Origin of the sequence: Pseudomonas sp. 22526 (assembly GCF_052044735.1) — a bacterium.
Classification (GTDB): Bacteria; Pseudomonadota; Gammaproteobacteria; order Pseudomonadales; family Pseudomonadaceae; genus Aquipseudomonas; species Aquipseudomonas piscium.
Map to the genome: position 1 here is coordinate 253078 of NZ_JBQENK010000005.1, position 23625 is coordinate 276702.

The 23625-nt window shown below is 63.7% G+C and carries 26 protein-coding genes; 7 read left to right on the top strand and 19 right to left on the bottom strand.

Annotated features, from left to right (window positions below; translation table 11 throughout):
* Positions 1 to 104: 104 nt before the first annotated feature.
* Positions 105 to 554, bottom strand: coding sequence for a hypothetical protein (locus ACTJKT_RS10040; protein ID WP_081360363.1), 450 nt, complete (start codon positions 552 to 554; stop codon positions 105 to 107).
* 159 nt (positions 555 to 713) lie between these two features.
* Positions 714 to 1634: a LysR family transcriptional regulator gene (locus ACTJKT_RS10045; protein ID WP_440786966.1), complete on the bottom strand. Its 921-nt coding sequence runs from the start codon at positions 1632 to 1634 to the stop codon at positions 714 to 716.
* A 130-nt stretch (positions 1635 to 1764) separates the two neighbouring features.
* Here ACTJKT_RS10045 and ACTJKT_RS10050 point away from each other — a divergent pair, with 130 nt between their 5' ends.
* Positions 1765 to 2499 (top strand): SDR family NAD(P)-dependent oxidoreductase, encoded by a 735-nt coding sequence (locus ACTJKT_RS10050; RefSeq protein ID WP_440786967.1) that lies wholly within the window; start codon positions 1765 to 1767, stop codon positions 2497 to 2499.
* Positions 2500 to 2565: 66 nt separating this feature from the next.
* Positions 2566 to 2772 carry a tautomerase family protein gene (locus tag ACTJKT_RS10055; RefSeq protein WP_440786968.1) on the top strand — a complete coding sequence of 69 codons (207 nt, stop codon included), beginning with the start codon at positions 2566 to 2568 and terminating at the stop codon, positions 2770 to 2772.
* A gap of 48 nt (positions 2773 to 2820) precedes the next feature.
* Here ACTJKT_RS10055 and ACTJKT_RS10060 read toward each other — a convergent pair whose 3' ends face one another.
* Entirely contained in the window at positions 2821 to 3456 is a 636-nt protein-coding gene (locus tag ACTJKT_RS10060; protein WP_440786969.1) for a glutathione S-transferase family protein, read from the bottom strand.
* 207 nt (positions 3457 to 3663) lie between these two features.
* Here ACTJKT_RS10060 and ACTJKT_RS10065 point away from each other — a divergent pair, with 207 nt between their 5' ends.
* Positions 3664 to 4203 (top strand): phosphohydrolase, encoded by a 540-nt coding sequence (locus ACTJKT_RS10065; protein ID WP_440786970.1) that lies wholly within the window; start codon positions 3664 to 3666, stop codon positions 4201 to 4203.
* Between the two features lie 4 nt (positions 4204 to 4207).
* Here the strand turns inward: ACTJKT_RS10065 and ACTJKT_RS10070 are convergent, their stop codons facing one another.
* The 13 genes from ACTJKT_RS10070 to ACTJKT_RS10130 form a co-directional block, all read right to left on the bottom strand.
* Positions 4208 to 4561: a DUF1428 domain-containing protein gene (locus ACTJKT_RS10070; protein ID WP_097304365.1), complete on the bottom strand. Its 354-nt coding sequence runs from the start codon at positions 4559 to 4561 to the stop codon at positions 4208 to 4210.
* A 138-nt stretch (positions 4562 to 4699) separates the two neighbouring features.
* On the bottom strand, positions 4700 to 5788 hold the full coding sequence (locus ACTJKT_RS10075) for a hypothetical protein (protein WP_440786971.1): 1089 nt from the start codon (positions 5786 to 5788) through the stop codon (positions 4700 to 4702).
* Between the two features lie 297 nt (positions 5789 to 6085).
* Positions 6086 to 6259 carry a hypothetical protein gene (locus ACTJKT_RS10080; RefSeq protein ID WP_009049922.1) on the bottom strand — a complete coding sequence of 58 codons (174 nt, stop codon included), beginning with the start codon at positions 6257 to 6259 and terminating at the stop codon, positions 6086 to 6088.
* A gap of 241 nt (positions 6260 to 6500) precedes the next feature.
* Positions 6501 to 7715 (bottom strand): benzoate/H(+) symporter BenE family transporter, encoded by a 1215-nt coding sequence (locus tag ACTJKT_RS10085; RefSeq protein WP_440786972.1) that lies wholly within the window; start codon positions 7713 to 7715, stop codon positions 6501 to 6503.
* Between the two features lie 80 nt (positions 7716 to 7795).
* The gene (locus tag ACTJKT_RS10090; RefSeq protein ID WP_440786973.1) at positions 7796 to 9133 is read right to left on the bottom strand and encodes an MFS transporter; all 1338 of its coding nucleotides are present in this window, start codon (positions 9131 to 9133) and stop codon (positions 7796 to 7798) included.
* 172 nt (positions 9134 to 9305) lie between these two features.
* Positions 9306 to 10079 carry a 1,6-dihydroxycyclohexa-2,4-diene-1-carboxylate dehydrogenase gene (locus ACTJKT_RS10095; RefSeq protein WP_440786974.1) on the bottom strand — a complete coding sequence of 258 codons (774 nt, stop codon included), beginning with the start codon at positions 10077 to 10079 and terminating at the stop codon, positions 9306 to 9308.
* A gap of 154 nt (positions 10080 to 10233) precedes the next feature.
* Entirely contained in the window at positions 10234 to 11247 is a 1014-nt protein-coding gene (gene benC / locus ACTJKT_RS10100) for a benzoate 1,2-dioxygenase electron transfer component BenC (RefSeq protein WP_440786975.1), read from the bottom strand.
* A gap of 10 nt (positions 11248 to 11257) precedes the next feature.
* Positions 11258 to 11746 carry a benzoate 1,2-dioxygenase small subunit gene (gene benB, locus ACTJKT_RS10105; protein ID WP_440786976.1) on the bottom strand — a complete coding sequence of 163 codons (489 nt, stop codon included), beginning with the start codon at positions 11744 to 11746 and terminating at the stop codon, positions 11258 to 11260.
* Positions 11746 to 13107, bottom strand: a complete 1362-nt coding sequence (gene benA, locus ACTJKT_RS10110) for a benzoate 1,2-dioxygenase large subunit (protein WP_440786977.1) — start codon at positions 13105 to 13107, stop codon at positions 11746 to 11748. The genes benB and benA overlap by 1 nt, the downstream gene beginning before the upstream one ends.
* A 441-nt stretch (positions 13108 to 13548) precedes the next feature.
* On the bottom strand, positions 13549 to 14505 hold the full coding sequence (locus ACTJKT_RS10115; protein ID WP_440786978.1) for an AraC family transcriptional regulator: 957 nt from the start codon (positions 14503 to 14505) through the stop codon (positions 13549 to 13551).
* A 148-nt stretch (positions 14506 to 14653) separates the two neighbouring features.
* Positions 14654 to 15583, bottom strand: coding sequence for a catechol 1,2-dioxygenase (gene catA / locus ACTJKT_RS10120; protein WP_440786979.1), 930 nt, complete (start codon positions 15581 to 15583; stop codon positions 14654 to 14656).
* 51 nt (positions 15584 to 15634) lie between these two features.
* Positions 15635 to 15925: a muconolactone Delta-isomerase gene (gene catC / locus ACTJKT_RS10125; RefSeq protein WP_009044734.1), complete on the bottom strand. Its 291-nt coding sequence runs from the start codon at positions 15923 to 15925 to the stop codon at positions 15635 to 15637.
* 31 nt (positions 15926 to 15956) lie between these two features.
* Positions 15957 to 17084 carry a muconate cycloisomerase family protein gene (locus ACTJKT_RS10130; protein WP_440787040.1) on the bottom strand — a complete coding sequence of 376 codons (1128 nt, stop codon included), beginning with the start codon at positions 17082 to 17084 and terminating at the stop codon, positions 15957 to 15959.
* Between the two features lie 125 nt (positions 17085 to 17209).
* On the opposite strand from ACTJKT_RS10130, the gene ACTJKT_RS10135 reads away from it, so the two are divergent.
* Both ACTJKT_RS10135 and ACTJKT_RS10140 read left to right on the top strand, forming a co-directional pair.
* Positions 17210 to 18103: a LysR family transcriptional regulator gene (locus ACTJKT_RS10135; RefSeq protein WP_023964142.1), complete on the top strand. Its 894-nt coding sequence runs from the start codon at positions 17210 to 17212 to the stop codon at positions 18101 to 18103.
* A gap of 171 nt (positions 18104 to 18274) precedes the next feature.
* The gene (locus tag ACTJKT_RS10140) at positions 18275 to 19537 is read left to right on the top strand and encodes an OprD family porin (RefSeq protein ID WP_440786980.1); all 1263 of its coding nucleotides are present in this window, start codon (positions 18275 to 18277) and stop codon (positions 19535 to 19537) included.
* A gap of 53 nt (positions 19538 to 19590) precedes the next feature.
* Here ACTJKT_RS10140 and ACTJKT_RS10145 read toward each other — a convergent pair whose 3' ends face one another.
* Positions 19591 to 20007: a hypothetical protein gene (locus ACTJKT_RS10145; protein WP_440786981.1), complete on the bottom strand. Its 417-nt coding sequence runs from the start codon at positions 20005 to 20007 to the stop codon at positions 19591 to 19593.
* Between the two features lie 328 nt (positions 20008 to 20335).
* Here ACTJKT_RS10145 and ACTJKT_RS10150 point away from each other — a divergent pair, with 328 nt between their 5' ends.
* On the top strand, positions 20336 to 20683 hold the full coding sequence (locus ACTJKT_RS10150) for a PH domain-containing protein (RefSeq protein WP_440786982.1): 348 nt from the start codon (positions 20336 to 20338) through the stop codon (positions 20681 to 20683).
* A 36-nt stretch (positions 20684 to 20719) separates the two neighbouring features.
* Here the strand turns inward: ACTJKT_RS10150 and ACTJKT_RS10155 are convergent, their stop codons facing one another.
* A complete protein-coding gene (locus ACTJKT_RS10155) occupies positions 20720 to 21604 on the bottom strand; it encodes a LysR family transcriptional regulator (protein ID WP_440786983.1) in 885 nt (294 codons plus the stop codon).
* Positions 21605 to 21716: 112 nt separating this feature from the next.
* Between ACTJKT_RS10155 and argC the strand changes: the two genes are divergently transcribed.
* On the top strand, positions 21717 to 22643 hold the full coding sequence (gene argC / locus ACTJKT_RS10160; RefSeq protein ID WP_440786984.1) for an N-acetyl-gamma-glutamyl-phosphate reductase: 927 nt from the start codon (positions 21717 to 21719) through the stop codon (positions 22641 to 22643).
* Between the two features lie 190 nt (positions 22644 to 22833).
* On the opposite strand, the gene ACTJKT_RS10165 is transcribed toward argC, so the two are convergent.
* Positions 22834 to 23184, bottom strand: a complete 351-nt coding sequence (locus ACTJKT_RS10165) for a BON domain-containing protein (RefSeq protein WP_097304382.1) — start codon at positions 23182 to 23184, stop codon at positions 22834 to 22836.
* Between the last annotated feature and the right edge of the window lie 441 nt (positions 23185 to 23625).

The following is a 23625-nucleotide window of genomic DNA, read 5'->3' on the forward strand; positions in this document are numbered from 1 at the left end:
CGCTCCTACAGATGTGTGTTGTTGATTCAGATGTTGCATGCCAATAAAAACGGCACCCGGGGAGATCCCGGGTGCCGTGCTTCTGTACAACGATGGATAGCGCCTTACGCCGCCGGCAGATCCACCAGCACCACCGCCTGTTGCCCTACGCACAACAGCCGGCCGCCATGATGGGCCACGTACTGCCGAGCCTCGTCCGGCGACGAGAACCAGCAGTTGAGATGGCCCGCCTGGCGGTAGACCAGCTCGAAGTGCTGCAACTGCTCGGGCGCCAGCTCGTCGAGGACCTGGCGATAGCTCTCCCAATGGGCAAAACCGGCTTCGCTGGCCAGGGTGCGCAACAGGTGTTTGCGCTGCACCTTGTCGCGCTGCCGATACAGCTCGGGCAACGACAGGCCAGGCAAACTGTTGCTCGCCAGCAAGCGCCGCAGGATCGGCAAGGCGCTGGCCAACGAACCGCTGGTTGCAGTGCGATGCAGGCGCTTGGCTTCGCGCAGTACCAGGCTGGCGGCCTGACTGGCGGGTGAACGGGGAACGGATTTCTGGATAGGCATACCAACTCCAAGAGAATCGGCCTGCTCGCTATTGGCCCGGAGGGGGTATGCAAGCGTGGTGCTTGCGGGAATTGAAGGTGCTTGCGCTTTCGCGAGGTGGGCGCCCAGGAAGCCCGGTCGCCATACTAACCAATCCATCCCGGGCTGCCCATCCCCGCTTCAGGTCTTCCAACCCGGCTGCTTCTCCAGCAGGAAATCGATAAAGGCCCGCAGGCGCAACGGCACATGCCGGCTGTGGGGATACAGCAGGCTGAAGGGCCGGGTGCGACCGCCGTATGGTTGCAGCACCTCCACCAGGGAACCCTCGGCCAGCTCGCGCTCGACCATGAAACGGTAAGTCTGGAACAGGCCGGCGCCATGCCTGGCCAGGGTCACGCCTCCCAGCAGGTCCTCGGAGCACACGTAGGCCCCCTCGGCGAGCACTTCGCAGGGGCCGTCGGGGCCGTTGAACAGCCAGGCGATGCGCCGGCCGCTGCTGGGCAGCTCGAACTGGATGCACTCGTGCTGCGCCAGGTCGTCGAGCCGCTGCGGGGTGCCGGCCCGCGCCAGGTAATCCGGGGCGGCGAACACCACCAGTTCGGCGTCTTCCAGCAACCGCGCGACCAGCCCGGAATCCGGCTGCGCGCGCACCCGGATCGCCATGTCGTAGCCCCCTTCGACGAAATCGATATTGCGGTTGCTCAGGTTGACCTCCACCCGCATCTGCGGATAGCGCCGGCGAAATTCCGGCAGCAGTGGCAAGATCCGCAGATGGCCGTAGGTGGTCGGCAGGCTGATGCGCAAGGTGCCGGAAGGCGCCAGCTGCTGCCCGGTCAACTGGCGCTCGGCTTCGAGCATCTGGTTCAGCGCGCTGCGGCATTGCTGGTGATAGTCACGCCCGCCGTCGGTCAGGCGGATGCTGCGGGTGGTGCGCACGAACAGCCGTACGCCGAGCCGCTCTTCCAGGCGCGACACCGAGCGGCTGACCGCCGCCGGCGTGACCCCGGCCGCCAGCGCCGCGCCGGTAAAGCTGCCGATCTCCGCCGCCATGCAGAACAGCTCGATGCTGCCCAGCAGCACATCGTCGAATTGCCGACTCATTGATTACACCATGTATCAAGTGAAGTACCCGTAACGCTATTTATCAGCATTCGACACACAAATATAGTTCTGCCCAACAGCGCTGGCACTTCTCTCACCGCAGAACAGGACTATCCCTATGAGCTTCCCCATGAGCCACAACAGAACCGTCATCATCACCGGCGCCTCCAGCGGCATCGGCCTCGGCCTGGCCCAGGCCTACCTGGCCCGCGGCTACAACGTGGTGGGCAATGCCCGCTCGGCGCAGCGGCTGGCCGCGGCAGCCGAAACCCTGGGCAATAGCGAGCGCTTTCTCGGGGTCGAAGGCGACATCGCCAACCCGGCCACCGCCACGCAACTGGTCGAACGCGCCGTCGCCCGTTTCGGCCAGGTCGATGTGCTGGTCAACAACGCCGGCTTCTTCCTGCCCAAGCCATTTATCGACTACAGCCCCGAGGAGCTGGAAAGCCTGCTGGAGACCAACCTCAAGGGCGTGGTCTATGCCTCCCAAGCTGCGGCGCGGCACATGATCGAGCGGCGCCAGGGCCACATCATCAACATCAGCGCCAGTGTCGCGCTGCAACCGAACCTGGCGGTCCCGGCGGCCTTGCCGGTGCTGATCAAGGGCGGCGTGAACCAGATGACCCGCGCCCTGGCCCTGGAGCTGTCGCCGTTCAACATCCAGGTCAACGCGGTGGCCCCGGGGATCATCGACACGCCGATGCACGACCCGGCGCACCGCGCCTTCCTCGACGGCCTGCAACCGGCCGGGCGGCTGGGACGCATCGAGGAAATCGCCGACGCGGTGCTCTACCTGTCCGGCGCCGACTTCACCACCGGCGTGGTGCTGCCGGTGGACGGCGGCATGAGCAGCGGCAAATGGTAAACCCGGCGGGAGGCCTGAGTGCCTCCCGTCTCTTGCAAACCACCCCTCGTCCTCAGGAGTACAGCCATGCCCTTCGTCAACCTGCGCATCACCCGTGACGGCGTGACCCGCGAACAGAAAGCCCAGGTCATCCGCGAGATCACCGAAACCCTACAACGGGTGCTGAACAAGGCCCCGGAACTGACCCATATCGTCATCGAGGAAGTCGACATCGATAACTGGGGCTACGCCGGCATGACCACCACCGAATATCGCCAGCGAACGGCGCAATAAAAAAGGGCGGGCCAGCATCTGGTCCGCCCTGTTTTCATTGCGCTTGAATCAGCCCGCGGGGTGCTCGCGGAACGGCTGCAACTGCCCTTCCAGGGCCCTGGCAAATGCCGGGCGGGCCTCGCAGCGCAGGCGGTAGGCGTCCAGCGTCGGGTAATGCGCCAGGGCGCCGCAGGCCACCAGTTCCCGCAATACAGTGGTCATCATCAGGTCGCCGGCACTGAAACGCTGTTCGAGGTACTCCCGTTGCCCCAGCCAGGCAGCGAGCGCCTCCAGGCGCCGGTCGAGGCTTTCCTGCTCCTTGCCCGGCGTCTGCGCCCCATACGCCACCTCGAGGCCGGCGAAGTTCTGGGCGGAAGGCTCGATAGTGTTCAGCGCCGCCAGCACCCAGGTCTCGACCCGCGCCCGCCCGGCCTCATCCACCGGCGCCAGCACCTCGGACTGCCGGGCGATATGCAGCACGATCGCCCCGGACTCGAACATCTCGACCCGACCGTCGCGGTAGGCCGGCACCTGGCCGAACGGCTGCCAGCGCCGGTAGCTGTCGCTGGCCTGGATTTCTGGGTCGATCAACCGGACCTCATAAGGCAACCCGGCCTCCTCCAGCGCCCAGCGCACCCGCAGATCGCGCACATAGCCCCGGGCAAAGGGCGGTACCCAACGAAACGCACTCAACTCGATACTCATAAACTCTCTCCTGACTCTTGATCGCCAGCAAACTGGCCGCGTTAACCACAGACATCACCCATCTGCTGAAACCCGCTTGCTGGCGATGGCGTCCTGCCTGACAGGCTACAGCGCCCGCATCGCCAACCAGCTGGTTCCCGCATGCAATCCCTCAAGCCCCTCACCGGCCTTTATACTGTCGCGCTCCCCACTCCAGAGCAGAGCCACATGGACGTCGTTCTCGAATGCCCGCTCACCGAGCAGATCCTCGCCTCTTACGCAGCCGTGATCGGCAAGGACCTGCCCGGCTATCGCAATCATGTGTATCGGGTGCTGAGCTTCTACACCGCGCTCAACCCCCAGGACCGGCCGCCATGCACGGCGGTGCAGGTGGCCGCGGCCTTTCATGACCTGGGTATCTGGACCCACGGCACCCTCGACTACCTGGCGCCGTCGATCCAACTGGCCCGGGCCTTTCTAGCCGAGCGCGGCGAGTCGCCGCTGGCTGAGCAGGTCAGCGCGCTGATCGATGAGCATCACAAACTGCGCCCCTATCGCCGGGCCCACGCCGCGAGCGTCGAACCCTTCCGGCAGGCCGACATGATCGACGTGTCCCTGGGCCTGCTCAGCTTCGGCCTGCCGCGCCCGTTCATCCGCGAGGTCCAGGCCCGCTACCCCGACCAGGGTTTTCACTGGATGCTGGCACGCGCCTCGGCCCGCCAGTTCCTGCGCACCCCGCTGCGGCCGCTACCGATGTTTCGCTGGTAACCCCTCAGGCATTCACCAGCATCTTGAACCCGCCATAAATCATGCGCTGGCCGTCGAACGGCATCGGGCAGGCGTCAGGCTGGAGCCGCGGGTCTTCCATGGCTTTTTGCATGCCCGCGTCGCGGATTTCGCGGGACGGCCAGATGATCCAGCTGAACACCACCGTCTCATCCGCCTTGAGCTTGACCGCCATGGGGAACGAGGTCAGCTTGCCCTCGGGCACATCGTCGCCCCAGCAATCGACCACACTCAGGGCACCGTAGCCCTTGAACACCTTCGCCGCGGTCTGCGCATGCTGCTTGAAGGCTTCAAGGTTGGCGGTGGGCACCGCCAGTACACAACCATCGACATAAGACATGATCCTGCTCCTGCTGATTGGGGTTGGACATCAAGGCCCGACCTGGGTATCGGTCGCGGCTTCTGGGAACTGGTCGATCCGCATCGCCGACAATCGACAGGCCGGCGCGAAAAAAACCAGGGCGCCGACCAACGGACCTCATGGCTCCGGGTGCCAGCCGGTTTCCGGGGCGCTCAGGCCTGGCGTGGCAGGCGGATGCACGCTGCCCGGCACGGTCTCCAGCGGAGGGTTAGGTACCGCGCTTTTGCCCAGCTCGCCCTCGATCTGCCCGGCCAGGTAATACACCCCGGCCATCACCCCGTTGCCGGTGTTGTTCATCAGCTTGAACCAGGCCTGGTCGAACGCCTTGCCCAGGCTCTGGCGAATCTGCGCCTCGGTCTCGGCCCGGTCGCTCTCATGGGCGATCGCGCGAAACCCCGCCGCCCCCAGGGAGATCACCGCACCGGCGACCTTGCCGGCCACCGCCGACGCGGCGCCGGCAATGCCACGACCGGCCATCTGCGCTTCGAATTTTTCGCTGGCCTGTTTGGCCACCGAGACGATCCCGGCCTCCGACGACACCTCGCCGGTGCCCGCGGGGGCGCCATGGATCTGCTGGTACAGCGCCGAGTAGGCCGGCAGCGTGGTCAAGGGCTTGGCGTGCAGCACCTGGTACATCGACGCATCGCGCGCCGGCGGCGGCCCCAGGCGAATCGCCTGGATGCCATTGAGCCGTTGGTCGAGCTGCTTGGCCGGCAACCGATAACGCTGGGCGATCACCTGCACCTGCTTGTCCAGCAGCTCGATATAGAACTCCGTGGCCTGGTTGAGAATCGCATCCGGGTCGATTTCCACCGCCACCGGAGCCAGCACCTGTTCCTGGTACTGTTCCTTGAGGTAGGCCGCCAGCCGCGTCGCCGCCGCGTCCTTCTCGTCGCCGGCGGTGAGGCTGTACCAACTGACTTTCATGGCCATCCATTCCTGGGTCCAGTAACTGCTGAACCAGGGGATGAAGGTTTCTTCGGTGACCGCGTAGACCCGTACCCGCCAGTGCTCCATGGAGCCGCGGGCAAAGACCTTGACCTGGATCACCGCCTCTTGCGAAGCCTCGGCGATTTCCCGGTCCACCTGGCGCCAGGTGCTGGCCGGCACCACCGCCACCGGCGCTACCACCTCGCGGACGCGCTGGGTCACGGCGCACCCGGCCAGCACCAGCAGCATCACGACGATCAGCGCACGCAGGTACAAGATGGCAACCCTCGCACAGCGTCGACCACGGCCACCCGCTCACGACGGGGCAGGCTTCAACCGGGTACTACACGACCATGCCTGGATTGAGTATAGGTGCTGGGGTTTGTGCCCCAGGCTCAAGAAGGGGTTTGCAACAACGCATCCGACCAGCCGCTTGCTTGTCGGCGCCGCGGTATCTGCAACCACCACAGTCCCTGTAGGAGCGAGGCTTGCCCGCGATGGCGTCCGGCCTGACACACCGCGTCGCCTCGATCGCCGGCAAGCCTGGCTCCTACAGAATCGGGTCAGTCGCGGTCAGCGTGGGCCGCCGCCACCAGGACCTCCGCCAAAACCGCCATGCTGGCCGCCACCGCCACCGCCGCCATGACCACCACCGCCACCACCCGGCGGGAAGAACATCCAGCAGCCCGACAGGGACGACAACAAGGCGATCACCACCGCCACTTTTGCAACTCGACTCAACATCATCACTTCACTCTCTTTCAGGACGAGAACCACAAGTTTCTCGCCGTTTCAGACAGCGTTTGCGCGACATTGAGCAGCGCATGAAGGTAAAGAATGGGTAAGGGTTGTATCGAAAAATCCACAGGTTTCCGGGGATTCACGCGTTTATTTCACCAGCAGCGAACGGCAGGCCCGCAAGCACAGGCCGTGCCGGGAGGATTCGCCTGTGCAAGGGTTTTGATACAGGGCGGGCGCCGCAGCGCTGTCAGTTACGCGCCTGGGCCGGTGCGTCCCCCGCCGCAGGCAAGGCTTGCGGGCGACGCAAGGTCAGCACCCCATGGGCCAGCAGGCCAAACAGCAGCCCCCAGAAAGCCGCCGACAGGCCGAACAGCGACATGCCCGAGGCCGTCACCAGGAAAGTGATCAGCGCTGCTTCGCGATCCCGCGGTACGGCCATGGCGCTGCTCAGGGCGCCGCCAATGGCGGCGAACAGCGCGAGCCCGGCCAGGGCCGCGATCAATGCCCGGGGAAAGGCGCTGAACAGCGAAACCAGGGTCGCGCCGAAGATCCCCAGCAGCAGGTAGAACAGCCCGCCCATGACCCCGGCCACATAGCGTTTGCCCGGGTCTTCGTGGGCTTCGCGGCCGGTGCAGATGGCCGCGGTGATCGCCGCCAGGTTCAACCCGTGGCAGCCGAACGGCGCCAGCAGCAGGCTGGTGAAGGCGCTGCTGGCGAGGATCGGGCTGGCCGGGGTGTTGTAGCCGTCGTTGCGCAGCACGGCGATGCCCGGCACGAATTGCCCGGTCAAAGCCACCACCACCAACGGCAGCGCGACGTTGAGCACGCTGTTCCAGCTGAACGCGGGGCTGATCCAGTGCGGCGTGGCCAGGCCGATCACCAGTGCCGAGCGGTCGATATCGCCCATTGTCAGGGAGATGGCGCAGCCCACCAGCAGCACGGCCAATACCGCATAACGCGGCGACAGGCGCTTGCACAGCAGGTAGCTGAGGAACATCGCCCCGACCAGCAGCGGTTTGTCCTGGATCGAGCGGAACAGCCCGGTACCGAAACTGAACAGGATGCCCGCCAGCATCGCCGCGGAAATCGCCGCCGGCAGCCGGCCGATGATCTTGTCGAAGATGCCGCACAGGCCGATCAGCAGGATCAGCGCGCTGGCCACCAGGTAGGCACCCACCGCCTCGTTGAGGCCAATGCCCGGCAGCAAGGCCACCAGCAGCGCCGAGCCCGGCGCCGACCAGGCGATGACCACCGGCACCTTGAAGCGCAGGCTGAGGAGGATGCCCAGCACCCCGCTGCCGATGGAAATCGCCCAGACCCAGGACGACAACACTTCCTGGGGCAGGCCCGCGGCCTTGGCCGCCTGGAAGATAATCACCAGCGGCCCGGCATAGGAAATCAGCGTGGCGATAAACCCGGCCACCAGCGCCGACAACGAAAAGTCCTTGATCAACTGCCGCATGCAAGCTCCAAAGCCCTGAGGCATGGCATGGCTGAACCGCCGGCGCAGGCACCTGGGCGCCCGCGCCGGTCATGGCATCGCTACAGCGATGGTGCGCTGGCCTGGCTGACCGGCAGCGCCTTGGCCGGCCGCTGGTAGACGAAACACATCGCCAGCGCCGCCACTGCCCCCGGAATGGCGAAGGCCATGAAGTTATAGTGCAGCGGCAGCTCGATGCTCACCAAGGCACCGCCCAACAGCGGCCCGACTATGGCCCCGCTGCGGCCGATCCCCGAGGCCCAGCCAATGCCGGTGGAACGGATCGTCACCGGATAGAACTGGGCGACGCAGGCAAAGGCCAGGATCTGCGTGCCGATGGTGGTCGCCCCGGCAATCGCGATCAGTGCGTACAGCAGCCCGTGCGGACTCTTGAAGCCAAGCAGGCTGATGGACACCGCGGCCACGACAAAAAAAGCCACCAGGACCTTTTGCAGTTTCAGGCGATCGCCGATCCAGCCGCCGCCCACGGCGCCGAAGATCGCGCCGAGGTTCAGCACCAGCAGGAACATCAGGCTCGAGCCCAGGCTGTAACCGGCGCTGGCCATCAGCTTGGGCAGCCAGGAGTTGAGCGCGTAGACCATCAGCAGGCAGCAGAAGAATACGACCCAGAGCATCAAGGTGCTCAGCGCCCGGCCTTCGCGGAACAGCTGCACCACCGGCGCGCCGGCGCTCTTGAGGTTGGCCTTGGCGAACTGGTCGCCGGGTTGCGGCACGAAGCCCGGCTCGACCCATTGCAGCACCTGGCGCGCCTCGTCTTCCCGGCCCTGGCGCAGCAGGAAGCCCAGGGATTCGGGCAGGAACTTGAGAATCAGCGGCAGCAGCACCAGCGGGATCGCCGCCACATAGAACACCGCCTGCCAGCCGAAACTCGGCAGCAGCAGGATGCCCAGGCCGGCGGACAGGGTGCCGCCCACCGAGTAGCCGCTGAGCATGATCGCCACCAGGGTGCTGCGGATTTTCTTCGGCGCATATTCGTTCATCAGCGCCACCACGTTGGGCATCACCCCGCCGATGCCGAGGCCGGCGATAAAGCGGCAGATGCCGAACTGGGTGGGCGTGGTGGTGAACCCGTTGAGCAGGGTGAAGCCGCTGAACAGCACCACGCAGATGGCGATGACTTTCTTGCAGCCGATACGCTCCGACAGCGAGCCGAAAAACAGCGCGCCGAACATCATGCCGAACAGCGCGTAACTGCCCAGTGCCCCGGCCTGCAGCGGGCTCAGGCCCCACTCCTGCATCAGCACCGGCAGTACCACACCGTAGATCACCAGGTCGTAGCCGTCGAAGATGATGATCAGCGCGCACCAGAACAGCACGCGCCAGTGAAAGGCATTGAAGCGTGCCCCGTCGATCAATTGATTGCTGTCTATGTTTCGCATGGCATCTGACTCTTGTTGTTGTTTTATGAGAAACCGGATGTGCGTTTGCGCAGCTCTTCTGTAGGAGCGAAGCTTGCTCGCGATGGCGTCCGGCCTGACACACCGCGGCGCTCCGATCGCGGGCAAGCCTCGCTCCTACAGTTGGGTGCGGTTTTCGATGACGCCTGAGACTTCAGCCCTGGTCGCCACCGCCTACCGGCATGACCATGCCGGTGATGTAGGACGCCTCGTCGGAGGCCAGGAACAGGATCGCTGCGGCCTGCTCGTCGATGGTGCCGTAGCGTTTCATCAGGGTGCTGTCGAGGGTCTGGTCGACGATCTGCTGGTACCAGACCTTTTCCTCGGCGCTCTGCTCGGCGCTGTTGCGTGGAATGCGCCGTGGCGGCGCTTCGGTGCCGCCGGGAGCGGTGGCATTGACCCGCACCCCGCGCCCGGCGGTCTCGAACGCCAGGCAGGCGGTCAGGGCATTCACCCCGCCCTTGGCCGCGCCATAGGGCACGCGGTTGATGCTGCGGGTGGCGATGGACGACACGTTGACGATGGCGCCGCTGCCTTGCTCCAGCATGTAGGGCAGCGCCGCGTGGCAGCACCACAGGGTAGGGAACAGCGAGCGGCGCACTTCGGCTTCGATCTGCTGCACTTCATAGTGCTCGAACGGCTTGGCCCAGATGGTGCCGCCGACGTTGTTGACCAGCACGTCGAGGCGCCCGAAACGCTCGACGGCGGCGGCCATCACCCGGCTGCATTCGGCGTACCGCTCGAGGTCGGCGGTCAGCGCCAGCACCTCGAACCTGGGGGCCAGCTCGGCCTGCAACTCGAACACCAGCTCGGAGCGGTCCACCAGCACCAGTCGCGCCCCCTCCTCGGCCAGACGCTCGGCAACCCGCCGGCCGATGCCCTGCGCCGCCCCGGTGACCAGGGCGACTTTTTCCTCGAATCTGCTCATCTCAAAACCTCATGCCAATAGGCTCGATGCACCACCGTCCCTTCTTCTGTAGGAGCGAGGCTTGCCCGCGATAGCGATAGTGCGTGCAGCGCTGACCTTTCAGCCTGTCGGCTGATCGCGAGCAAGCTTCGCTCCTACAGAATTGGGGTGGGTTTCAGGCCGCGCTGGCGGCGAATTTTTCGTAGTAGAAATTGGCCGGGGTAATGCCCTGCTCGCGGATGAACTGGCTGACCGCCTCGACCATCGGCGGCGGGCCGCACAGGTACACATCCACATCGCCATCGTTCAGGTGCTTGGGCTCGATATGCTGGGTCACGTAACCCTTGAGCGGGTGGCGGCTCTCGGGGTTGGCCACGCAGGTGCTGAAGCTGAAATTGGGAATGCGCGCGGCGAAGGCTTCCAAGCGGTCGATTTCCACCAGGTCGAAATCGTGAGTCACCCCGTAGATCAGGTGCAACGGATGCTCGCTGCCTTTCTCGGCGATTTTCTCCAGCATCGCGGTGAACGGCGCCAGCCCGGTGCCACCGGCCAGCAGCAACAGCGGCCGGCGAATATCCCGCAGGTAGAAGCTGCCCAATGGGCCGGCCAGGCTCATGTGATCGCCGGCTTTCGCCAAGCCGGTGAGGAAGCTGCTCATCAGGCCGCCCGGCACGTTGCGGATCAGGAAGCTGACCTCGCCGTCGCGCTGCAGCGAGCTGAAGGAATAGGCGCGGGTCTGCTCGCTGCCGGGCACGCCGAGGTTGACGTACTGCCCCGGCAGAAACGCCAGCTTGCTCAGAGCCTCGCCCTTGATCGACAGGGCGATGGTGCTGTCGGACAGCTGGCGCACCGCGCTGATGGTGGCGTCGAAGGTGGCCTGGGCGGTGCGGCAGACTTGCGACGACGCCGGCACCCGCACCACGCAGTCGCTCAAGGCGCGCATCTGGCAGGTCAGCACGAAGCCCTGCTCGGCTTCATCCGCGGTCAGCGCATCGTCGATGTATTCCTCGCCGAGGTCGTAACGCCCGGCTTCGGCAAAACACTTGCAGGTGCCGCAGGCGCCGTCGCGGCAGTCCAGGGGAATGTTGATGCCTTGGCGGTAGGCGGCATCGGCCAGGGTTTCGCCAGCGTTGGCGACGACGAAACGGGTCACCCCGTCTTCGAAATTGAGTGCGATTTGGTGAGTCATGGCAGTCGCCTCAGAGGTGGTAGACATCGACGACCTGACGAACGTAATCGTTCTTCAGGATGACTTTCTTGGCTTTGATCAACGGGTTCTCGCCCCGTACGTCAAGGGTGTAGAAGCTGGTGCCGAAGTAGCTGTCGACGGTCTTGTAGCGAAAGCTCAGGGTGTGCCAGTTGAAGCGCACCTTGCACAGGCCGTCGGCCTGCTCCAGCACCTCGATGTTGCTCAGGTTGTGCGAGGTGCGGGTGTCGGGAATGCTCGCGCTGGAGCGCTCGGTCTTGATCCGGAACACCCGGTCTTCCAGGCCGCAGCGACTGCCGTACCAGATCAGCGAGATTTCCCGCTGCGGGTCTTCGGTAAGCTCGTCGTTGTCGTCCCAGGACGGCATCCAGAAGGTCGCGTCGGGGGCGTAGAGCTCCAGCCAGCTGTCCCAGTCCTTGTCGTCCAGGTAGCGCGCTTCGCGGTAGAGAAAGTCGCGCACGGTGTCATGGGAAATGCTCATCACACAGCCTCCACGGCAATGGTTCGCGCAGCGTCGGCGGCAAGCGCCTTGAGCATGGTTTGCTGCCAGTACCTGTGCTGCATCACGAACAGGCCTTCGTCTTCGGTGCGCACGCCGCTGAGGATGGGTTGCAGGTCGATTTCCCGGGCCGCGTCGTCCGCACCCTCGACCCAGTGTTCGGCGCCACGGGACATATCGTTCCAGGCACTGCCGCTGCCCTGGTAGCCCATCTGGCAGGAACGGAATTCCTCCAGGTCGTCCGGGGTGGCCATGCCGCTGACGTTGAAGAAGTCCTCGTACTGACGGATGCGCATGGCCCGGGCTTCGTCGCTTTCGCCCTTGGGTGCGATGCAGTAGATGGTGATTTCGGTGCGGTCCACCGAGATCGGCCGGGCGATACGGATCTGCGAGCTGAACTGGTCCATCAGGTAGACGTTGGGGTACAGGCACAGGTTGCGCGAGTTCTCGATCATCCAGTCGGCGCGGGCCTGGCCGAAGTCCCGGGCCAGCTCGTCGCGACGCTCATAGAGTGGGCGGTCCTCGGGGTTGGACCAGCGGGTCCAGAGCAGCATGTGGCCCTTGTCGAAGGAGTAGAAACCACCGCCCTGCTTGGCCCAGCTGCCGGCGCTCATGGTCTTGATCTCTTCGCCGGCTTCGCGCTGCTTGCGCTGGCTCTGGGTGGCTGCGTAGTTCCAGTGCACTGAGCTTACGTGGTAGCCATCGGCGCCGTTTTCCGCGGTGAGTTTCCAGTTGCCTTCGTAGATGTAGCTGGAGGAACCGCGCAGTACTTCCAGGCCGTCGGCGGACTGGTCGACGATCATGTCGATGATCTTCGCCGACTCGCCCAGGTGCTCCACCAGGGGCAACACGTCGGGGTTGAGGCTGCCGAACAGGAAACCGCGATAGGACTCGAAGCGCGCGACCCTGGTCAGGTCGTGGGAACCTTCGCAGTTGAAGCTCGACGGGTAACCCGCGGCGGCCGGGTCCTTGACCTTGAGCAGCTTGCCGGAGTTGTTGAAGGTCCAGCCGTGGAACGGGCAGGTGTAGGACGACTTGTTGCCGGTCTTGTGCCGGCAGAGCATGGCGCCGCGGTGGCTGCAGGCGTTGAGGAAGGCATTGAGTTCGCCGTCCTTGTTGCGCGCGATGAAGACCGACTGCCGGCCCATGGTGGTGGTGTAGTAATCGTTGTTGTTGGGGATCTGGCTCTCGTGGGCGAGGTACAGCCAGTTGCCCTCGAAGATGTGCTGCATTTCCAGGTCGAACAGCCGGGGGTCGGTGAACATCTCCCGCTTGCAGCGGTAGACGCCCCGGTCACGGTCTTCTTCAAGCAGGGAGTGAAGGTATTCGGGTCGCAGGGTCATGGCCGCCGCCTCCATTGTTTTTATTCAGGCAAGGCTCATGCTAGGGCGGGGTGTGCGGGGGCAATATCCGTTGCGTGCAGATCACTATCCGTTTTCTGCAGAGTTTTGTAGGGCAAGTCCTACAGGGGGTAGCCGCTGCTGTAGCCGCTGCCGAGCTCGCGAGGCTGCGATCGGGTTGGGTGGCATTCCGACGTAGCGGCCGCCACCCGGGCCGCGCATTTATCCAGAACGAACACGGTTTCAGGTCTTGCGACTGCTGCGCAGTCGATCGCAGCCTCGCGGGCTCGGCAGCGGCTACGAGGAATCGGGGATGACGTGACGGACACGGCTTCTGTAGGAGCGGCCGGTCGACGCTCGATTGCCGGCGATGGCGGGCGACGCGGTGGGTCAGATCCGACGCTATCGCGAGCAAGCTTCGCTCCTACAGAAGCACAAGCCGGATCAAGGCCGGCGTCTGAGGGTGTCGGACGGCAGTTCGCCGAATTGTTTGCGGTAGCTTTCCGAGAAGCGCCCCAGGTGCAGGAAACCGAAATCCATGGCCAGTTCGGTGATGTTGCGCACGTTGCAGCTGGGGTCGCGCAGGCAGGCGTGGATCCGTTCCAGTTTCTTCTGCCGAATGTAGCGCATGGGCGTGGAGCGGACGTTGCGCTCGAACAGCGCATAGAGCGAGCGCAGGCTCATCTGCGCCTGCTGCGCCAGTTCCTCGCAGCCGATGTCCTGCTTGAGGTTGCGCTCGATGTAATCGGCAATCGCCTCGAAGGTCGCCGACGACGAACCCAGGCCCGCGCGCCGGATGTTGGTCTTCATCAGGCTGAGCATCTTGCTCGCGACGATCTGCGCGTAATGCTCCTGCACCCGCGGGATACATTCCGCGGCTTCGGCTTCGCGGCAAACCACACTCAACAGGTTGATAAAACCTTCCAGTTCATCCAGCTGGTAGCGGTTGCCCACGAAGCGCACGCCCTGCCCCGGATACAGCCAGCGCTGCTCCTGGCACACCGACTCCAGCAGGCTGGTGGGCACCTTGATGATGAATTTCTCGCAATCGTCGGAATAGGTCAGGTCCACCGGATCGTCGGGGTTGATCAGCAGCAGCTCGCCGGGGGCGAAGTAATGTTCCTGGCGATGGCCGCGCCACAGGCAGTGGCCGCGCAGCAACACTTGCAGGTGGTAGATGGTTTCCAGCGCCGGCGAGGTGACACGCACGCTGCCGCCGTAGCTGATCGAGCACAGGTCGAGGCTGGCGAACTGCCGATGATTGAGGCTGGCCTGGGGACTGCCGGCCTTGGGCAAACGGATGCAGTGGCTGCCCACATGCTGGTTGACATAGCCGGACACAGCATAGGGATCGGCCTGGGCAAATACCCTGCTGCGCTCACTCAACAGATGCGTTTCCATAAGCGGGTCACTCTCATTGTTATTATCGGGCGGTGATCGTTCGCCACCGCTGGCACATCACGCAAAACATCGACCACGGCTCACAACGGCAAAAACCACGGGATAACTCAAGTTATCCCGTGGCCCCGAATCGGGATCTGCCGCGATGTCAGTCCTCCAGCGCTCGTACCCGCTCCAGGCGATGTTGCTCCTCGGGCTGGGCGGACGACTGCAGGGTGAAGTCGAAGTCGATCTCGGCAAAACGCCCGCTGACCCCGTACTGCGCCGCACGCTGCTGATCGTCGCTGAAGGTGATCCTGGCGATCAGCTCGTCGCGGGTGGCGTAGGCGAAATCGTCGTGCAGGTACTGGTCGCCATCGAGGTTGATCTGGGTGGTCAGGTGACGGTGGTCGTCGGCCGAGATGAAGAAGTGGATATGCGCCGGACGCTGGCCATGACGGCCCAGCTGGTCGAGCAGTTGCTGGGTCGGACCGTCCGGCGGGCAGCCGTAACCCGAGGGCACGATGCTACGGAAACGATAGCGGCCTTCGGCATCGGTGACGATGCGGCGACGCAGGTTGAACTCGGACTGGGCGGTATCGAAGTAGGAATAGGTGCCGCCGGTATTGGCGTGCCAGACATCGACAATAGCCCCGGCCAGCGGCTGGCCGGCGGTGTTGCGCACCTGGCCCTGCATGAACAGCACCACGCCCGGATCGCGGCCATCGTCGAGGCGCGCTTCACCCTGGCTCAGCGGCGCACCGGCCACGTACAGCGGGCCTTCGATGGTGCGCGGGGTGCCGCCGGTCTTGCCGGCCTGTTCGTCGGCGGCGTCCATCAGCAGGTCCAGGTAGTGCTCCAGGCCCAGGCCGGCCACCAGCAGCCCGGCTTCCTGGCGCGCGCCGAGCACGTTGAGGTAGTTGACCGCCTTCCAGAATTCTTCCGGGGTCACATCGAGGTCCTCGATGATGTTCACCGTGTCACGCAGGATGCGGTACACCAGGGCCTTGGTGCGCGGGTTGCCCTGGTCGTTGAACTGGCCGCTGACTTCTTCGAGAAATTTCTGGGCGCTGGCAGTGTGGGAAATTCGGACGTTCATGGTTATTCCTCATCTTGTATTTATTAGAGTCTGGAGCGAGCCGGCGCGGGCTCAGCGGTCATCCGCATGAATGGACGAAGGATGCCTGCACAGCGCGTTCACTTCGATAGCCATGTAGGGGTACAGCGGCAGTTGCATCAGCAGGTCGTGCAGTTCCTGCACGCTGTCGACGTCGAATACGCTGTAGTTGGCGTACAGGCCGGCGATGCGCCACAGGTGCCGCCACTTGCCCTGCTCCTGCAGGCGCTGGGCCAGGGCCTTTTCGTCGGCCTTGAGCTGGGCGGCGCGCTCGGGGTTCATGTCGACCGGCAGATTCACGGTCATTTTGACGTGGAACAGCATGGTGCTCTCCTCAGACGTGATGAATGGCAGTTCAGGCTTTGTCGCGGCGGAAGAACGCCAGGCGTTCCTCGTCCAGGCTCAGGCCGAGGCCCGGCGCCTGGGATACGTGCAATTGGAAATCGCGGTACAGCGGCGGCTCGGCGAGGATGTCCTCGGTCAGCAGCAGCGGGCCGAACAGCTCGGTATCCCAGCTCAAGGTATTGAGGGTGAGGAAGGCATGGGCCGACGCCAGGGTGCCGATGCCGCCTTCGAGCATGGTGCCGCCATACAGGCCGATGCCCGCCGCCTCGGCGATCGCCGCGGTGCGCAGCACGGCGCGCGGGCCGCCGTTCTTGGCGATCTTCAGGGCGAACACCGAGGCCGCGCCTTCGCGGGCCAGGTTGAAGGCGTCTTCCACGCATTCGATGGATTCGTCAGCCATGATCGGCGCCGGGCTGATGGCGTTGAGGCGCACCATACCAGCGCGGTTGTTGCGCGAGATCGGCTGTTCGATCAGGTCGATGCCGTTGCCGCCCAGGACCCGGCAGGCGCGCACCGCCACCGCTTCGTCCCAGGCCTGGTTGACGTCGACCCGCACGCTGGCGCGGTCGCCCAGGGCCTTCTTGATCGCGATCACATGGGCCAGGTCGCGGTCCACTTCGCCGGCGCCGATCTTCAGCTTGAAGATGCGGTGGCGGCGCAGGTCGAGCATTTTTTCCGCTTCGGCGATGTCCTTGGCAGTGTCGCCGCTGGCCAGGGTCCAGGCCACCGGCAAGGCGTCGCGCACCCGGCCGCCGAGCAGCTCGCTGACCGGCAGCCCCAGGCGCTTGCCCTGGGCGTCGAGCAAGGCGCTTTCGATACCGGACTTGGCGAAGGTGTTGCCGCGGATGCTGCGCTCCAGGCGCTGCATGGCGGCATTGACATTGGCGCCGTCCTGGCCGAGCAGCAGCGGCGTGAAGAAGCGGTCGATATTGGTCTTGATGCTGTCCGGGCTTTCATTGCCATAGGCCAGGCCGCCGATGGTGGTGGCCTCGCCCAGGCCTTCGATGCCGTCGGCGCAGCGCAAGCGGATCAGCACCAGGGTCTGGTTCTGCATGGTGTGCATCGCCAGCTTGTGCGGGCGGATGGTCGGCAGATCGACGATGATCGTTTCGATCGATTCAATGGCACTCGAAAGCATTTCCATACCCATCAGGTTCTTGAAGTTATGGACCCGATTCTCGTACGGCTTTTTCCGGGGTTCCAATATAGAATTGGTCTGGCTCGATACCTCAAAGGTATTCACTCTTTGCCTGCGGAGGCCTTATGGAACTGCGTCATCTGCGTTACTTCCAGGTGCTGGGCCAGACCCTCAACTTCACCAAGGCCGCCGAGCGCCTGCACATCGCCCAGCCGCCCCTGAGCCGGCAGATCCAGCAACTGGAAGAGGAACTCGGGGTGTTATTGCTGGAGCGCGGCCGGCCGTTGCGCCTGACCGAAGCCGGGCGCTTCTTCTATGAGCATTCCAGCGTGCTGCTGGAGCAACTGGCCAAGGTCTGCGACAACACCCGGCGCATCGGCCACGGCGAAAAGACCTGGCTCGGCATCGGCTTCGCCCCCTCGACCCTGTACGGCCTGCTGCCGGAACTGATCCGCCGCCTGCGCAGCCACGAGACCCTGGCCCTGGAGCTGGGGCTGTCGGAAATGACCACCCTGCAACAGGTGGAAGCCCTCAAGGCCGGGCGCATCGACATCGGCTTCGGGCGGATCCGCATCGACGATCCGGCCATCGTGCAGAAGGTGCAGACCGAGGATCGCCTGGTGGCCGCCCTGCCCGCCGGCCATCCGCTGATCGGCCAGCCGGTGAGCCTGGCGCAACTGGCCGACGAACCTTTCGTGCTCTACCCCGGCAACCCGCGTCCGAGCTACGCCGACCACGTGATCGCGCTGTTCAACACCCACGGCCTGAATATCCGCATCGTGCAATGGACCAACGAACTGCAGACCGCCATCGGCCTGGTGGGCGCCGGCATCGGCATCACCCTGGTGCCGGCCTCGGTGCAATTGCTGCATCGCGACGACATCGGCTTCAGCCCGCTGCTGGAAGCCAACGCCACCTCGCCGATCATCATCAGCCGGCGGGTCGGCGATGTGTCCGCCGGGCTCAGCCACTGCCTGCGGATGATCGACGAACTGCGCGCCGAACATCCCGACGCCTGACCTCCCCTCGCGCACAACCGGTCAGCGGTTGCGCCCGCCTCCCCTTGCCGCAAAAAAAGCGCGCCTGCAGAAAAGGGATACAGGTCTGCAGGCAACGGATAGTGCCCGCCCCATACCCGCCCCTAGCCTGCGCACAGTGAACTGCTTTCCATAACAATAAGAGTAAAAGCAATGAAACCTGCAAAGACCCTCGCCGTGCTGGGCGCCAGCTCGGTGTGCCTGAGCGCGCCCCAGCCGCTGCTGGCCGAAGAAGGTGGTTTTATCAAGGACGCCACCGCCACCCTCCAGGCCCGCAACTACTTCTTCAGCCGCGACTATTCGGATATCCGCGGCACCGAGCAGTCCATGGCCCAGGAATGGGCCCAGGGTTTTATCCTCAACTTCAAGTCCGGCTACACCCCCGGCACCCTAGGCGTGGGCCTGGATGCCATCGGCACCCTGGGGCTCAAGCTCGACAGCGGCAAGGGCCGGGTCAACAGCGGCCTGCTGCCGGTACAGGAGGACGGCGAAGCCGCCGACGACTACAGCCGCCTCGGCCTGGCGCTGAAACTGCGCCTAGCGAAAAGCGAGTTGCGCATCGGCGAACTGCAACCCAACCTGCCGGTACTGAGCTTCAGCGATATCCGCCTGCTGCCGCCGTCCTACCAGGGCGCGAGCATCGTCTCGAACGACATCGACGGCCTGACCCTGCAAGGCGGCCGCCTGCGCTCCACCAGCCTGCGCAACGAATCCGGCGACGGCAAACTGCAAGCCATGCTCGGCCACGTGCCGAAACGCGCAGTCAGCAGCGACGCCTTCAACTACGCCGGCGCCGACTACGCCTTCAACGACAAACGCACCAGCGTCAGTGCCTGGTACGGTCAACTGGAGGACATCTACCACCAGCGCTTCCTCGGCCTGAAGCACAGCCAGCCGCTGGGCGACTGGACACTCGGCGCCAACCTCGGCTACTACAACAGCGAAGAAGACGGCAAACAGCTGCTCGGCGCCATCGACAACCAGGCCTTCTTCTCGCTGCTGTCGGCCAAACGCGGCGGCCATACCTTCTATGTCGGCTACCAGGGCATGTTCGGCGACAGCGCCTTTCCCCGGGTCTTCGCCAACATCACCCCGCTGGGCAACGAAGTACCCACCTACGAGTTCGCCTACACCGACGAACGCTCCTGGCAGCTGCGCTACGACTACGACTTCGCCGCCAGCGGCCTCCCCGGCCTGACCAGCACTGTGCGCTACATCCGCGGCGACAACGTCGACACCGGCAAGGGCTTTGAGGGCAAGGACTGGGAGCGCGATCTGGATATCGGTTACGTGATCCAGTCCGGGCCGTTGGGCGGACTGGGGATCAAGGTGCGTAACGTGGTGGCGAGGTCGAACTATCGGACCGATATCAATGAGAACCGGTTGTTGCTGAGTTATAGCTGGAAGTTGTTTTAAGGCTGGGCAGCGAGCGCGATATTGGATATCGCGCTCGGCCAGCTCTTTACCCATCATTGTGTAATGTATGGGTCCTGCGTCTTGATAAATTCGTCGAACGCCTTGGAGTTATAGATATCGAGACAGGCATAAAACACGACTTTCTTATCCGTGTATTTGCTACTGGCCTGGGTTTTCTCATACATGGAAGATACAAAATCCGTTGTCGCGTCATAAGGGTTATGCCGCGTCTCCAAGGTATCTTCATTCTGAAGAATGCTGTGCATACCACTTCCCATGAAGGAATAGGCGCCAATAGCCGACTCGATATCGCTCTTCACATCGGACTCATCTTTAAACTGATTAACGATGCAATAGCCAAGACCATAATTCTTCAACGACTGCCGGGCCGCTGCAACATCAACCCCAGCATAAGCAGCGCTGCCTATATTGCCTGCGGTCAAAAGCAATACCGCTAAAATCCGTTTCACCCTTTTAGCTCCCAACAATTAGTCTTCACCAGTGATGCCACATGAAAATAAAATCATGTGTACTCAAAAATAGTGGCCGCCTCATGAATTATTAATTCCGGCTAAAAATCAATCAGAATAATCCGAAGGCCATCAGAGACATCGCCTTAACGGGTATCTGCTGCCAGCAAACTCTTGGTATAGCGCTGTGCCACCAATACCCAAGCGGCGGACCCACCGCAAAGGCCATACGCTTTGCATTGGAGCCGATGGAACCTGAGCCGGGTTCGACACGCCTTAACAGCCAGCAAAAACCTGGAATATCGCTTCAAGAATGAGGACTCCCCCCATGATCGACTTCAACAACAAAGGCTTCTTCAAGCTCAAGCAAAACGACGAATACGCCGAGCGGGTCAGCGACCTGTTGCTGGAAGGCGAGCAGGTGATCGACGCCTATAAGGCCATGCGCGACGGTGTGGTGTTTACCAACAAGCGCATCATCGCGATCAACGTGCAGGGCATCACTGGCAGCAAAAAGGACTTCACCTCCCTGCCCTACAAAAACATCGTTGCCTACTCGGTGGAAACCTCCGGCACCTTCGACCTGGACTCCGAACTGGAGATCTACTTTTCGTCGCTGGGCAGGGTGAAGTTCGAGTTCACCGGCAAGACCTCGATGGTGGAAATCTCCAAGTAGATCTCCAAGCATCTGCTGGGCTAGGACGCTCGGTCGTCAATCGGCGCTCAACCCCCACAACACCTCCAGCACATGCTGGGTCGAGCGCTCCACGTCCCCGGCTCTATGGGCAATGCCCAGCTGTCGCCATAGCGGCGGCTGCAACGGGCGCATGGCGATCCGTGTGTCGGGCAGCGGCGTGGCGGCTTCGTGGGGCAGCAAGGTGGCGCCATAACCGGCGGCCACCAGGCTCTTGATCGCGTCGTTATAGTTGAGCTGGATGCGCGCCGTGGGCTGCTGCCCGCCCAGGGCGAACCACTCCGAGGTCAGGCGCGACAGCCGGGTGCTGTGGTCGTTGAGGATCAGGGGCTGGGTAGCGAGCCACTGCGGGGTCACTGGGTCGGGACATTGCCAGCGGGACGGCAGGAAGGCCATGACCGGGTCCTTGCGCCAGGGCTCGATGCGCAAGCCCTTGACCGGGGTTTGCGGCAAGGCCACCAGGCCGATATCCAGCGAACCTTCGGCGAGTTTCTTCAAGCTCTCCTGGGAAGTCAGCACCGCCACCTGCAGATCAATGCCCGGGTGCCGCTGGCCAAGAATCTCCAGGGCCTGGGGCAGCAACTGGGCGATGGCGCCGGTGGACGCCCCGAGGCGCACCCGGCCGGCCAGGCCCAGGACCTGGCGCTGCACATCCTCCAGCGCCTGCTCGGCATCGGCCAACAACCGCCGCGCCCGCTCCACCAGGGTTTCGCCAATGGCCGAGGGCTGCACCCGGCCGCGGGTGCGCGATAACAGCGAGCCGCCTACCCGCGCCTCCAGGTCGGCGATATGCAGGCTGACCGTGGGCGGCGCCAGGTTCAGCGCGCGGGCCGCTTCGGCAAAGGAACCGAGGTCGACAATCGCCACCAGGGTGCGCAGCCGGTCGAGGCTGATTTCGCGCATGGGTCGCTCCAGATTCAGAAAAACTGAATCTTAGCGTTATTAAATTCAACTTTCTCTATTTCAGCTTCGGCCGGAAGATTTGCCCAACTTTTCCGGCTTGCGAGCACACAGCATGAGCACACCCCTCGTATTTATCGACGGCGACCAGGGCACCACCGGGTTGCAGATCCACCAGCGCCTGCGCGGCCGCAGCGACCTGCACCTGCTGACCCTCGCCGCCGACCAGCGCAAAGACCCGCAGCGGCGCGCCGAAGCCATCAACGCCTGCGACATCGCCCTGCTCTGCCTGCCCGACGACGCTGCCCGCGATGCCGTCGCCAGCATCCGCAACCCGGCCGTGCGGGTGATCGACGCCAGCTCGGCGCACCGCACCCACCCCCACTGGACCTACGGCTTTGCGCAAATGCACCCGCAACAGGCACAACGCATCGCCAGCGCCAAACGGGTGAGCAACCCCGGCTGCTACCCCACCGGCGCCATCGGCCTGCTGCGCCCTTTGCTGCAAGCCGGACTGCTGCCGCAGGACTACCCGATCAGCATCAACGCGATCTCCGGCTACTCCGGCGGCGGCCGCGCCGCGGTCGAAGCACACGAAGGGCCGAATGCGTCCAAAGCCGCCCCTTTCCAGATCTACGGCCTGGGCCTGGCTCACAAACATGTGCCGGAGATCCAGCAACACAGCGGCCTCAGTGAACGCCCGCTGTTCGTCCCGGCCTACGGTGCCTTTCGCCAGGGCATCGTGCTGACCATTCCCCTGCAATTGCACCTGCTTGCCCCGGGTGTCGATGCCGCCCGTATCCATGCCTGCCTGGAGCAGCATTACGCCGGGAGCGGTTGTGTGCAGGTGATGTCGATTCGGCATGCACAAGAACTCACGGGCCTTGATCCACGGGCGCTGAACGATACGGATGGTATGCGCTTGATGGTGTTCGAGGGTGAGGGTCAGGTGCTGTTGGCGGCGGTGTTCGACAACCTGGGCAAAGGCGCGGCGGGGGCGGCGGTGGAGAATCTGGATTTGATGCTGGCTGCGATGGACTAAAGGCTTCGTCGGGATTGCCCGCGCGTTGCAACAGGCCGGATACAGCCCAACTTCGCGCATGAGAAAAAGCCCCACCCGGCTGGAGTGGGGCTTTTAAGGTGCTGATGATCCTCCCGAGGCCCTGTCGAAAGGGTTCTCGAACCCTGCGCCGCCCTGGCTTCCCGGCGCGACGCTCAAGCGATCGCCTTCATCATTTGTCGTCCCTCTTCGTCGACGACTGCGAAGGGTATTCGCTGCTCTCTTCGGCGTTGGGCGCTTCAGGCAGGCTGCCCGGCGTGAACATATGGGTCTGCAAGTCGCTGGCCTCGATATCGACGACGCCATGCACCGCGCGGGTCAGGCTGACGGCCTGCTCACACTGCTTGTGGGTGATAAGCCGGCCACTCAAGGTGACCATGCCCGCATGGGTTTTGACATTGATATGCAGGCCGCGGGTCGGTTCGGCAAAGGCCAGGGCCGACTTCACCTTGGTGGTGATCCAGGCATCGTGAACGGCCATTTCCAGACCATGGGAGTAATGCTGGAAGGAATGAAGTTTCATGGCGGGCCCCTCTCGCGTAATCAGTTGGGCGTCCCGTCCCATTGGTTGGACTGCCCTCTGCCTGGCGGGTGAGCGTGGTGGGTTGTGGATGGACGTGGTGGTACTCGCCGGGCAAATGGGGGTGCTTATTAATTATAGTTCGGGGGTTGGGTAGGCTTGGTGGGTTGGAGGCTCTGGTCGCCAGATGGCACCACGGGGTGTTGTCGCTCTTGGCTGTGAAATCTTCTTTTATCTAGCAGGCACCTCTGCAACTACGGTAGCCATTACAACCAAGAACCCAAGAGGGTCTGAATCAAGCTAGTCCTTTTCGAAAGGCTGATCCAGTTGCTTCCAAAGGTGGTCTACGAGATAGATCGCTGGGCAGAACTTAATTGTTTTAGTTAAAAGAAACCTTTCAGGAATCGCTGCTTCCGCCCCAAAGCGGACCTTAGGCAGCAGGGC